The following is an 11,845-nucleotide window of genomic DNA, read 5'->3' on the forward strand; positions in this document are numbered from 1 at the left end:
AGCATCCCCTGGCAATAAGAATCGGGGCTTTCGCCCCGAAGAAATGGATTAATAAAGTGAGTCGATATTGTCTTTGTTGACCAGTAATACCTTATGGAAACGGATAATTCGCTTATCCATATCTACGTCGGCCTTACCGAGATTCTCCATTTCTAATCCAGGTTTGATCTCTTCACCCTTCAGCAACGTGCTGGCGACGGCTGCGAGTGCGTAACCTGCAGAGGCCGGATCGTAAGTAATCCCTTCGGTGATATCACCACTTTTAATCAGTGATGCCGCCTGTGAAGGGATCATCATGCCATAGACTGCGACTTTATTTTTCGCCCGTTTCTCTTTCACTGCACGTCCCGCGCCAATCGGACCGTTTGAACCAAAGGAGACAACCGCTTTCAAGTCAGGATAGGTTTTCATCAGGTCCAGTGTGGTACGACGTGAGTCATCCACACTCTCGGCAACCGGCATGCGGCGGGTAACTTCATGCATATCCGGGTAATGCTCTTTCTGGTATTTCACCAGCAAGTCAGCCCATAAGTTATGCTGCGGCACGGTCAAACTACCCACGTAAATCACATAGCCGCCCTTGCCACCCATGCGTTTCGCCATATGCTCAACATATTCAGCGGCAAATTTTTCGTTATCAATGATTTCGATATCCCAGTTAGCACTTGGCTGACCGGGGGATTCGTTGGTCAGAACCACAATTCCGGCATCTCGCGCTTTTTTGAATACCGGTTCCAGCACGTTGGCATCGTTTGGCACAATTGTAATTGCATTAACCTTACGGGCGATTAAATCCTCAATGATTTTAACCTGTTGCGGAGCATCAGTACTTGAAGGCCCCACCTGTGAGGCATTAACACCAAAGGCTTTACCCGCCTCGACCACACCTTCGCCCATGCGATTAAACCAAGGCATACCATCGACTTTAGAGATATTCACCACGACTTTTTCCGCTGCCTGGAGCGGCGCAGAAATTAGCGCAGCGCCTAATAACAGCGAAGACACCATATTGATAACAAAACGTTTATTCATCATTTCAGCCTCATTGCAGGGTAGTCAGGAAGTGTTCGCCCAAATTAGCGCGCTGGAGAGAATAAGAATTTTCGAATATTTTTATGCAGAATAAACAGCCCTATTTCAGGCAGCTATTAAAAATTTGGTTATAAATATGGACAAAACGGGCAGTAACAATAAGTGTGACAATCATCACGTAAAAAACAGCAAAATAAACAAAATTAGCGATACTTTATGTTTGTGAGCTTATTTCGCGTAGAAAAATAGTTATCTACACAACGTCAATAAGGGCATATTCTTCAAAGATAACGTCCATTTCTGGTGAATAGCATCCTTCTGTCTGGAAAAAACGACGGTGTTCATTACGCCAATATTCAAGACTGAGGTCACCTTCACCTTCCTTACGGGCAAGCTCTGCGGTGACATCAGAAAAGCGCAGTAAATGCAGGCCAATCACTCTGATAACACAGACAGGCTCACCACGGCTATTTTCTACAATCTTATACTCACCAATCATCGGAAATGCGTTGTCTTCAATACATCCCGCCAGCGAACCACAGGAAGCTGTTTTAACACCTGTCGCAATCAACGTTGCGAGGTGATCGGCCAACGCTGCTGAATCGCCAAAAGTACAAAAGGAAGCATGGGGATATTTTTGTGAGATTTTTTCTTTTATGGTCATGAGAATATTTTCGCGATTACGGAAAAAAATCACATCTTAATTACTGTTGATAACCATCAGCAAGAGGATCATTGGTTTTTCTATGTTTAATCTTTTTTATCCGAAGCCGGTCACATTTATGGCTTGATAAATACCTTTGTTAAAACTCACTTTTGTGTATTTCTCTCAAATAATCCCCTGGAAATTATGCCGGGAGATTATAAAGTTCAGGATCATTCATTAGCAAACCATTGCTGCCCCACTCCCTGGGGCTTTAAATCTCTTACGATTCACCATTGCAGGCGTTTCAAATGCGTATCAACCTGCCACACTCCCCCACACCAGTTGCCCTTTATGGAACGTCGCCGTTCTCGGCGAGATACGCGCCACCGCCTCGGCGGAACAGGAGGCGTCCACCAGCACAAAGCTGGCATCATCCTGCGCTTTGGGCCACACGCGCTCGCCTTTTTCGTTGAGCGGCAATACATCGCCAGTGGCTAAAAACAGCGAGCGGGAGAGGTTCTGTTCGTTAGGACGAATATAGAGCTGCGCGTACAGATTGGCTTTTTCCAGCATGTCGCCCAGGCCGTAAGGCGACCAGTGGTCGATAACGCTGTCGGTGCCGGTCATCACTTTTACGCCTTTGTCGTGCAACTGTTTGAGCGGCATATGCAGCGTGCCAATCGGCACCGTCGAGGCGATAGAAATTTGCTGCGCCGCCATCCGGTGCGCCAGTTCATCTACCTGTTGCTCATTGAGCGTTGCCAGCGCAAAGGCGTGGCTGATGGTCAGCTTGCCCTTCAGTTGCGGCGTTTTCTCCACCGTTTCAACCATATAATTGATGGCTGCCACGCCTGCCGGAGTGGTTTCGTGCAGGTGAATATCAACGCCTTTGTCGTAGTCCAGCGCAATCTGGAACATGGTGTCGAGGGATTTTTCCATCGCGCCATCAACACTGGTCGGGTCCAGCCCGCCGACGTAATGCGCCCCCGCCTGCATCGCTTCGCGCATTAAGGGTTCTGATTTCGACAGCAGCAAACCGTGCTGCGGGAAGGCGACAATTTCACACTCGAAGCCCGCCTGACGTCGCGCCAGAACCGCCTGCAAATTTTGCAGATTTTTCAGGCCGGAAACCGGTTCGATATTGCAGTGGCTGCGGGCAATGGTAGTGCCTTTCGACTGCAATAAATCAATCAGTTTTTCCGCCCTTTCCTGAGTGTACGATTGCAACTCCGGCAGCATTTTCTGCTCGAGTTTGATCATGTCCTGGATGGTGGTGCCTGCCGGACGATTGAGCGAGCGCCACGGCCCGCCGTAGAAGGTTTTGTCGAGATGAATATGCATGTCGCGGGTGGTGGGCAGCATCAGCTTACCGCCAGCGTCATAGTGCGGCAGCGTGGCGTCCGGATGCTGATTGTTCTCGCGCAGTGCAACAATTTTGCCGTTCTGAATTTCCACAGTCTGGCGCGCCGTGCGGGTCTGCACCGCCACGCCATTTTCGTAGTCAAAACCGGTTTCCAGCAACACGTTGTCGAGATAGTAGTGCGGGTCAGTGATTTTCATGGTGTTATTCGCGTCGCAGTGGGTTGTGCCAGAGACTGCCGCATGGGCGAGCGGCACAGAGGTACCAAACAGCGCGGCGGCGGTGACCATCTTACCGCTCTGGCTCAGAAACTCACGGCGGCTATTGTTTTCTTTCATCTTACGTCCTTACGTTTTAATAATATGGGTGCCCGTTTCACCACGCAGCGCCGCAGGCAGGCATTCCGGCGTGGTGATAATCACTTCTTTACCGCCCTGTTCCAGGAACGTCAGGCTGGCGATGATTTTTGGCAACATGCTGCCAGGCGGAAAATGCCCTTCCTGCATATAGCGGGTCATGGTGGCAATATCCACCCGATCGAGCGCCTGCTGCTGCGGTTTACCAAAATGAATACACACTTTTTCCACGCCAGTGGTGATCACCAGAATGTCGGCGTGAATTTCACGGGCCAGCAGCGCGGTAGAGAGATCTTTGTCGATAACCGCGTCCACGCTTTGGTAATCCCCCGCGTCAGTACGCACTACCGGAATTCCACCGCCGCCCGCGCCAATCACCACAAAGCCTTGTTGGATCAGCGCCTTAATGGCAGGTGCCTCGACAATACGTTTCGGTTCCGGCGAGGCGACCACGCGGCGATAGCCCCGTCCGGCATCTTCAACAAAACGCCAGTCAGGGTTTGCTTTTTGTAATTCGTCACGCTGGCTTTCACTGAAGAATGCGCCGATGGGCTTGGTGGGATGAGCAAAACCCGGATCGTTTTTATCCACTTCCACCTGAGTCACCACGGTGACGGCTTTTTTCTCGCCGTGACGCGCCAGTCGGTTATTCAGCGCCTGTTGGATCAGATAGCCAATGCCGCCTTGCGTATCCGCCACACAGTTCGCCAGCGGCGTTAAGGGCAGCCCTTCGCGCTCGTGAGCAATCTCCGCGCGGCGTAAATCCAGCCCGACCTGCGGCCCGTTACCGTGGGTCAGCACAATGTCGTAATCGGAAGCCAGCATTTCCAGCACCGTATCGGCCACGGCTTTCACCGCCTCCGCCTGATGCTCAATCGACTGGCTGGCGTTATCTTTGATAATGCTGTTGCCACCAATGGCAACGACCACAAGTTCTTTCATGTTGTTATGTCCGCTACAGAGGGTGATGGGGTTATGAGAGTGAGGTTGCCCCTCTCCCCAGAAGGGAGAAGGGATCGTAAGGTGCGTTTGCAGGTCAGACGCCGTAACGTTCGCACCAGCCGAGAATGGCTTTCTCGAAGCAGGCGAATGGTGGATGCACAATGCCCGCACCAATCATGCCGACGCCCGCATCTTTATGGGCGATGGCGGTGTTGATCACCGGCAGAATGCCGCTGCTGCCCACGCGGGTGATGTCGATTGCCGACGGCACGCCCATAAAACCGAGCAGCGGAATGGTGACGTTGGGGTTTTCACCGAGAGTGATTTCACGCATCTGGCGGGAGAAATCGATAGCCTCTTCCACCGTACCGCCCACCAGCGCGACGATAGCAGGCGCGGTCGCCATGGCAAATCCGCCAATGCCGTAGGTTTCAGTGATGGCGCTGTCGCCGATATCCAGCCCCGAATCTTCCGGCTTATAACCGGCAAACATCGGGCCGATCACCTGCTGCGCCGGGCCGGTAAACCATTGCCCCGGCAGGCCGCTGACCCGCAGGCCGAACTCGACGCCGTTACGCGCCATGGTGGTGACCACGGTGCTGTATTCGATGCCGTGCGCCGCATCCATCGCCGCTTTACACATCGCCATCCACGTCGGGCCGGAGAAGTAGTCACTGCTGGCGACAAACTCAAACACTTCGCGCTGTTGCTCGACGGAATAACCCGCCTGAATAATCCCTGGCGTCAGCGCCTGAATCAGCAGCGTCGTCCCGGCGTTATTGCGGTTATGGCACTCATCGCCCATATGCAGCGCCTGCGCCAGCATTAAGCGCAGATCGATCTCGCCGATAATTTTCATCGCATCGCGCAGCATTGGCCCCTGCACATCACGCATCCAGTTGAGGCGGTCGATCACGCTCTGGTCGTTAGCGCCCATACGCAAAATCTTCGCCATCTGCTCGCTCATATTGGTGTAAGCGATGTTGCCGTAGGTTTTGTTTTTCACGATGTGCATAAACATCGAGGCCGAGGTAACACCCGCCATCGATCCCACACAGTCGTGTTCATGGCACGGCGAGAAGGTGATCTCCCCGGAGGCCGCCAAGTCAGCCGCCTCGTCGAGATCTTTCGCCAGCCCTTCGAACACCAGCGCCCCGGTGACCGCGCCTTTCATCGCGCCGCACATTTTTTCCCAGGTCACTGGCGGCCCGGCGTGAAGAATGGTTTTCGGCGTCATGCCCGGCACCACGTTAATCGCCTGATCAAAACCAATCAGCACCGGATGCGACTGGATAATGCGCTCAAGCGCCTGCTGATTCGCGGAGGCGATTTTGTCTGCCAGCGGCGAATCGGCAATGTTATCCAGCGCCTGCACCACCTGCATATTGCCCTGCCCCGGCGGCGTCCAGTCGAGTTGGGTCACTTCTACATGCTGCTTTTTCAGATCATCGCTAAACATGGCGATGCCGACGTTAATAACGTTCAACGGTTGGCTAAACAGTGACTGGCTCATCAGGCTTCCTCCCCTTTGCAGATAAATTCACGCGCCAGCAATCCGGTATTGGTGCTACTGCTGGCCAGAATCACTCCGGCATCAAGCAGCATCTGGCTTTGTTGTTCTAATGATGGCGTATCAAGATCGGTACCCAGCACATAGGCGAGAATGATCAACTCACGTCCTTCGGCAGCGGCGATCGCTTTCGCCTCTTTGATCGCCTCGATGGTGGAACCGACCGGATCTTCATGCGATCCAAACCCGAGCACAAAATCCATCACGATCACCGCCACTTCTGGATCGCGCGCCTCTTCGATCAAGCGACTGATGCGGTTGGTGGGGTCAATCATTGGATGCGGCTTGCCGTTGGTGAAGTCGTCATCGCCAAAGTCGAGGAAGGTGTGTTTGATGCTGCGGTTGATATCTTGCAGGCGGAATTCAGGATCGGGCTGGATATTGCTGTAGACATCGCCGTGTTTTTCCATCACCGCGAACATGGTTTCGTCACACAGCGTGCCGCCGCAGAACAGGCCACGAATGTATTTCTGCTGCGGTTGCAGACGCACACGCACGTCAGCAATCAACGGCTGGTTCAGGGTATGCAAGTCGAGATGTTCTTGTTTCACACCGGAGAGCATCACCGCTTTTAGTGCCGCCTCTTTGCTGCCGCGAGCAAACTGTAGCCCCTGCTCATCCACTGGCGTTTCGCCACGACCGAGGAAGCAGACTACCACCGGCTTGCGGCAGGCACGTGCGCGTTCCAGCACTTTGCGGGCCACCGCAGGCGCAGGCGGTTTGGAGATAAGCACAATGATTTCAGTTTGCGGATCGTTTTCCAGCATCCCGATAGCGTCGAGCATCATCAGGCCGCCGATTTTCTCGCTCAGGTCGCGCCCGCCGGTGCCGATCAGTTGCGAAACGCCGCCGCCAAATTCATGAATGCGGACGCTCAGCTCCTGGCTACCGGTGCCGGATGCGCCAACAATGCCGATGTTGCCACGACGCACGGCGTTACCAAAGCAGAGCGCCGCGCCGTTGATAATCGCCGTACCGCAGTCTGGCCCCATCATCAGCAGCCCTTTTTCGTGGGCCAGCTGCTTGAGCGCCAGTTCATCTTCAACTGAGACGTTATCGGAAAACAGCATCACGTTAAGATCGTTTTGCAGCGCCTGACGCGCTTCGCGCGCAGCAAACAGGCCGTTGACCGAAATCACTGCCAGGTTACTTTCCGGGATATGCTTTTTGGCGCTGGCAATAGTGGCGTAACGTGCCTCGTGCGAGCCGCTTTGCGCTTTGGTGTTGAACAGCTCTTCAATCTCCACCAGCAACTGCTCGTTGTCCACACCCGATTTACCATTGATGACAATCATCAGGTCGCCGTTTTTCGCCTGCTCCAGCTCCGGCGTCAGCAGTCCTAAATTCTTCAGCACGCCTTTGTTCATTTCGGTCGCCATCGCCACAAATGCCTGCTCGACGCCGTCGAGTTTATTTGCACGCGTGGAGATAGACATCAGCGAGACAGAATCAAAATAGGTATTCGGTTTAATGACTATTTTAACTGACATAATTCCCTCCGTAGGTTTGGCTCAGCGCACAACCATCGGCCATGCCATACAGCATGTCGCAGCCGGAACTGGAGCCAATATGTTTAATTTTTTCTATTGCCTGAGTTGCGTTCCCAGGGATGTCATAAATAATGTTATGAATAAAACGATGAATATTTTCCCGGCAGCGTTGTTGTAATGCGGCTTCCAGCGTTATGGCACTTAATAACGTGGTATTATTTCTGCCGCGTTGCAGACCGCGATAAAATTCCTCTTTGTATTTTTCTGCCGGATGCCCGGAAATAAATAAAATAAGCGCCAGACCTGTTAAATAATCATCGGCTGATGGCGTAAGGCCAATCCCTAAGCCCATCATACTGGCGACTGCTGAGGCGATATTTTGTTTATCGTTTACTGCCTGAATAACTGCCCGACGTTTAATATGTAGTGCTTTATTTAACGCCTGATAAAACGGATTATCGCCGCGATAATTAAACAGGGTTTCATTTTCCCCCAGGTGCTGATGAATAATGTCATGCCACTGTTGCCAGGCGATAAGGTGAAAATTCACAGCGGCCATTTGCAAGGTTGGGGACAGCCAACGCAGGCAATGACTCATCTCTATATGAAGATGTTGACCAATCGTAATGCCTTGATCGTCAAACTGAACCTTATCACCATGCCGGAACAGACCATCAAAGTGAGTGAGTGCCAACCGACAACTGTTTGGCGCATTGTCGTACTCTTCACAAAGCAGCGTCAGCAACTGCTGGCGGGCCGGAAGTGCGATATTTACCGCTCTGGCAAAGACCTGTTCAACCTGTCCTTGCCCCCGCTGCGCCAGAAAATCAGCATCCGCAGTTAGCGCCCACACACACCGTCTTTCTGGTGTGTTGATAGCAAGCCTCCCGGTTTATGCACCTGCGGCAATCAGTAACTGCGCAATCTCTTCAAAGCCTCGTTCCCGCGCCAGTTCCAGCGGCGTTTTGCCATATTTATCCGTCATGTGCGGGCTGGCACCGTGTTCCAGCAATAACTGGACAATCGCCTGCTGTTTAATCCCGCCATCATTAAGCACAATTGCTTCCAGTAGCGGCGTCCAGCCAACATGGTTGGTCTGGTTAACGTTAATCTCCGTATGCGCCAAAAGCTCTTTTACAATATTTAAATGGCCTTTTTCACAGGCAGGCGTCAGGCCGACACCGCCAAAACGGGTTACGCAATTAAGATCGGGTTTAGCAGGTAAAATAATCCGTAACAGGGTTAAATCGCCGGTCAGGCAGCTAATTAAAAAAGGATTTGAACATATCTGATCTTGCTTATTAATATCCGCTCCGGCATCAATTAATGCCTGAACGCAAGCATATTGCTGATATAAACTTGCCAGCGTAATTGCCGTTTTCCCCTGACGATCGCAGGTATTAATATCGACACCCAGCGCAAGGCAGGTTTTTACTTTATCGATATCACCCTGTTGCGCAGCCAATAAATAGTCGGCAGGTAGATTTTTTATAGTCATTCACATTCCCCTGGTTATTGTGGCTGTTTTCGATGAATTGAGAATAGCAACGATAATCTGATAAAAGAACCCGCTTAAATTTAATTCGCCGTATTTCGCCTTTTTGTTGAATGATGTTCAACAATCTTTTCGCAGTGTGCGGTAGTGCAATATTTGTTTCTTTGACCCGATACCCTTTCACTCAATCAGGTTTTATTTCTCTATAGTCTGCACATGTAAGAGTAGCTTTCGTCCATGTCTAACCAGAGGGGAACAAGATGAACGGACTCACGGCAACGGGTGTCACCGTCGGTATTTGTGCAGGGCTTTGGCAGTTAGTGTCTTCACATGTCGGGCTCTCTCAGGGATGGGAATTATTAGGAACCATTGGCTTCGTCGCCTTTTGCAGTTTTTATGCCGCAGGCGGCGGTAAATCGGGGTTTATCAGAAGTCTGGCGGTTAATTATTCCGGGATGGTGTGGGCGTTTTTCGCCGCGCTGGCTGCCGGCTGGCTGGCCTCGGTGAGTGGATTGTCCACGTTCTGGGCGAGCGTGATTATGACTGTCCCCTTCTCGGCGGTGGTGGTCTGGCAAGGACGTTTCGGTTTATTGTCTTTTATTCCCGGAGGCTTTCTCGGCATGACGCTATTTTTTGCCAGCGGGATGAACTGGACAGTGACATTACTGGGTTTTCTGGCGGGTAACTGCGTGGGGATAATTTCAGAATATGGCGGACAAAAATTAAGCGAAGCGACGACTAAACGCGACGGGTATTAAAAGTTATTCAAAAATGATTATCTATCTTTAACCGATACCTCTACAGTCATGGCTGGAGAAATTCATATTCGATAATGGCGGGAATGGTTTAATGAACTCAATTTTTACCGAAGAGAATCTGTTGGCATTTACTACCGCTGCGCGTTTTGGCAGTTTCAGTAAAGCCGCAGAAGAGTTGGGTTTAACCACTTCCGCCATTAGCTACACCATCAAGCGAATGGAAACAGGGCTGGATGTGGTGCTGTTCACTCGCAGTACCCGAAGCATTGAGTTAACGGAGTCCGGGCGTTATTTTTTCCGCAAAGCTACCGACCTGCTGAATGATTTTCACGCCATCAAACGCAGCATCGATACTATTTCGCAGGGTATAGAAGCACGGGTGCGCATTTGTATTAACCAACTGCTTTATACGCCCAAACACACCGCACGCTTATTACAGGTACTGAAAAAGCAGTTTCCAACCTGCCAGATTACCGTGACGACCGAAGTGTATAACGGCGTCTGGGATGCGATTATTAATAATCAGGCGAATATTGCTATCGGCGCACCCGACACGCTGCTGGACGGTGGCGGCATTGATTACACGGAGATTGGCGCAATTCGCTGGGCTTTTGCTATCGCCCCGGATCACCCATTAGCCTTTGTGCCGGAGCCGATCGCCGAAAGCCAGCTGCGTCTTTACCCCAATATCATGGTGGAGGACACCGCGCATACGATTAATAAAAAAGTGGGCTGGTTGCTGCATGGGCAAGAGTCGATTCTGGTGCCAGATTTCAACACCAAATGTCAGTGCCAGATTTTAGGTGAAGGAATTGGTTTTTTGCCGGATTACATGGTCCGCGAGGCGATGGCGCAATCCCTGCTGGTTACCCGACAAATCCATAATCCGCGCCAGGATTCACGCATGTTACTCGCAACTCAGCATTCTGCTACGGGTCAGGTGACGCAGTGGATTAAAAAACAATTTTCGCCAAATGGCATATTAACGGGGATCTATCAGGATTTACTGCATCGGGAGAATTAATCGCTGCCAACCTCCCGATGCGCTGTGAATAGCGGTTTACATCAACCACCAGCTTTCATTACCCATTCAGAAACAAATTTATTACCCGGTACTGGCGGAGAGTACAAATAGCCCTGCAAAAAGTGAACGCCTTTACCGATCATTAAATCCGCCTGCTCCTGGGTTTCTACCCCTTCCGCCACGATACTCAGACCAGGCTTACGCGCCAGTTCGACAATATTGTCCACAATATGACCGGATATTTCGTCGACACTCGCCATTTGCACAAACGACTTGTCAATTTTAATAAAATCGACCGGAAACGCCTGCAGATAACGATAGGTCGCATAACCCGTACCAAAGTCATCCAGCGCAAAGGTAATATTGTGCTGATGAAGGCTGTCAAATATCGCTCTGGCTTCTGGCGTTACCGGTATAGGATTACGTTCCGTTAGCTCGAGAACCAGTTTGATTTTATCGTTACCTAATTTCTTAACCAGGTTCAGACACTCTTTTTCAAATCCCGCAGCCAAAAAACAACCTGCCGAGACGTTGATGCCAATATGGAAATTGTCCGGCAGCAAATGTTTTACCGGCATCAGAATATCCGCAGTCTGTTTCATCAACTGGCGAGTCATTATGACGATAAGACCAGATGACTCCGCCAGAGGAATAAACTGATCCGGTGGGATAATTCCCGTTTGTGGATGTTCCCAGCGGACAAGCACCTCACAGCCCGTCAGTATCCCAGTCTGCGCGCAGAAAACCGGTTGGATCCACGGTTTAAATTCATGGTTTTCCAACGCCAGACTGATGGCTTCAGGCGTGACGATATGGTGACAACGGTTATCAGGGATATAAAAATTATTTTTATTTCCCGTGCCACTGATGACTTGCGGATGATATTGAAAAAAGATATCCCGCCAGAAGGTAATATCACTCTGGATGCCTAGTTTTTCATACAGCTGCTTCTTTTGATGTGAAATTGTCTTTGCACTGCGATTTCTGTACTGTGAGATTTCTGTAACCGACATTCCCTCCATTAGCAGCTTGAGTAAAAGCCGTTCTTTTTCGGACACGATACCAGGCAACGTCAAATTCACCGTTGCCCCGAACTCTTCCAAAAAAACACTCAAATCATGCGAAGCCATTGAACACACCTTGATTAAATCTTGTGCGCCAGCTAAATCTGC

General features: G+C 51.0%; 11 protein-coding genes. 2 read left to right on the forward strand and 9 right to left on the reverse strand.

Going from position 1 to position 11,845, the window contains the following annotated elements; all coding sequences use genetic code 11:
- Positions 1-48 precede the first annotated feature (48 nt).
- From ACK8NJ_RS18135 to ACK8NJ_RS18170, 8 genes are all read right to left on the reverse strand, one after another.
- Positions 49-1,032, reverse strand: coding sequence for an autoinducer 2 ABC transporter substrate-binding protein (locus ACK8NJ_RS18135; protein WP_001042105.1), 984 nt, complete (start codon positions 1,030-1,032; stop codon positions 49-51).
- Between the two features lie 253 nt (positions 1,033-1,285).
- Positions 1,286-1,696, reverse strand: coding sequence for an ASCH domain-containing protein (locus tag ACK8NJ_RS18140; RefSeq protein ID WP_001595371.1), 411 nt, complete (start codon positions 1,694-1,696; stop codon positions 1,286-1,288).
- Positions 1,697-1,993: 297 nt separating this feature from the next.
- Positions 1,994-3,376, reverse strand: coding sequence for an amidohydrolase family protein (locus ACK8NJ_RS18145; RefSeq protein ID WP_411961854.1), 1,383 nt, complete (start codon positions 3,374-3,376; stop codon positions 1,994-1,996).
- Positions 3,377-3,385: 9 nt separating this feature from the next.
- Positions 3,386-4,336 (reverse strand): carbamate kinase family protein, encoded by a 951-nt coding sequence (locus ACK8NJ_RS18150; protein WP_085008420.1) that lies wholly within the window; start codon positions 4,334-4,336, stop codon positions 3,386-3,388.
- Between the two features lie 94 nt (positions 4,337-4,430).
- On the reverse strand, positions 4,431-5,849 hold the full coding sequence (locus ACK8NJ_RS18155) for a DUF1116 domain-containing protein (protein ID WP_001558661.1): 1,419 nt from the start codon (positions 5,847-5,849) through the stop codon (positions 4,431-4,433).
- Positions 5,849-7,396, reverse strand: a complete 1,548-nt coding sequence (gene fdrA / locus ACK8NJ_RS18160) for an acyl-CoA synthetase FdrA (RefSeq protein WP_411961855.1) — start codon at positions 7,394-7,396, stop codon at positions 5,849-5,851. Before fdrA ends, ACK8NJ_RS18155 begins: the two co-directional genes overlap by 1 nt.
- Positions 7,386-8,249 (reverse strand): DUF2877 domain-containing protein, encoded by an 864-nt coding sequence (locus ACK8NJ_RS18165; RefSeq protein WP_001309284.1) that lies wholly within the window; start codon positions 8,247-8,249, stop codon positions 7,386-7,388. The genes fdrA and ACK8NJ_RS18165 overlap by 11 nt, the downstream gene beginning before the upstream one ends.
- 39 nt (positions 8,250-8,288) lie before the next feature.
- Positions 8,289-8,894, reverse strand: coding sequence for an ankyrin repeat domain-containing protein (locus ACK8NJ_RS18170; protein ID WP_001521940.1), 606 nt, complete (start codon positions 8,892-8,894; stop codon positions 8,289-8,291).
- Between the two features lie 257 nt (positions 8,895-9,151).
- Between ACK8NJ_RS18170 and ACK8NJ_RS18175 the strand changes: the two genes are divergently transcribed.
- Together ACK8NJ_RS18175 and ACK8NJ_RS18180 are read left to right on the forward strand one after the other, a co-directional pair.
- Entirely contained in the window at positions 9,152-9,649 is a 498-nt protein-coding gene (locus ACK8NJ_RS18175) for a DUF1097 domain-containing protein (protein WP_001013882.1), read from the forward strand.
- Positions 9,650-9,740: 91 nt separating this feature from the next.
- Positions 9,741-10,673 carry a LysR substrate-binding domain-containing protein gene (locus tag ACK8NJ_RS18180; protein WP_001084390.1) on the forward strand — a complete coding sequence of 311 codons (933 nt, stop codon included), beginning with the start codon at positions 9,741-9,743 and terminating at the stop codon, positions 10,671-10,673.
- A gap of 41 nt (positions 10,674-10,714) precedes the next feature.
- Here ACK8NJ_RS18180 and ACK8NJ_RS18185 read toward each other — a convergent pair whose 3' ends face one another.
- Positions 10,715-11,803 carry an EAL domain-containing protein gene (locus ACK8NJ_RS18185; protein WP_328115288.1) on the reverse strand — a complete coding sequence of 363 codons (1,089 nt, stop codon included), beginning with the start codon at positions 11,801-11,803 and terminating at the stop codon, positions 10,715-10,717.
- Between the last annotated feature and the right edge of the window lie 42 nt (positions 11,804-11,845).

It is taken from the genome of Escherichia sp. F1 (genome assembly GCF_046764225.1).
GTDB classification, from domain to species: Bacteria; Pseudomonadota; Gammaproteobacteria; order Enterobacterales; family Enterobacteriaceae; genus Escherichia; species Escherichia coli.

Coding starts and splice junctions, on each gene's coding strand:
- ACK8NJ_RS18180 (WP_001084390.1), top strand. CDS start 9,741: ATGAACTCAATTTTTACCGAAGAGAATCTGTTGGCATTTACTACCGCT.
- ACK8NJ_RS18155 (WP_001558661.1), bottom strand. CDS start 5,849: ATGAGCCAGTCACTGTTTAGCCAACCGTTGAACGTTATTAACGTCGGC.
- ACK8NJ_RS18150 (WP_085008420.1), bottom strand. CDS start 4,336: ATGAAAGAACTTGTGGTCGTTGCCATTGGTGGCAACAGCATTATCAAA.
- ACK8NJ_RS18185 (WP_328115288.1), bottom strand. CDS start 11,803: ATGGCTTCGCATGATTTGAGTGTTTTTTTGGAAGAGTTCGGGGCAACG.
- fdrA (WP_411961855.1), bottom strand. CDS start 7,396: ATGTCAGTTAAAATAGTCATTAAACCGAATACCTATTTTGATTCTGTC.
- ACK8NJ_RS18140 (WP_001595371.1), bottom strand. CDS start 1,696: ATGACCATAAAAGAAAAAATCTCACAAAAATATCCCCATGCTTCCTTT.
- ACK8NJ_RS18135 (WP_001042105.1), bottom strand. CDS start 1,032: ATGAATAAACGTTTTGTTATCAATATGGTGTCTTCGCTGTTATTAGGC.
- ACK8NJ_RS18145 (WP_411961854.1), bottom strand. CDS start 3,376: ATGAAAGAAAACAATAGCCGCCGTGAGTTTCTGAGCCAGAGCGGTAAG.
- ACK8NJ_RS18175 (WP_001013882.1), top strand. CDS start 9,152: ATGAACGGACTCACGGCAACGGGTGTCACCGTCGGTATTTGTGCAGGG.
- ACK8NJ_RS18170 (WP_001521940.1), bottom strand. CDS start 8,894: ATGACTATAAAAAATCTACCTGCCGACTATTTATTGGCTGCGCAACAG.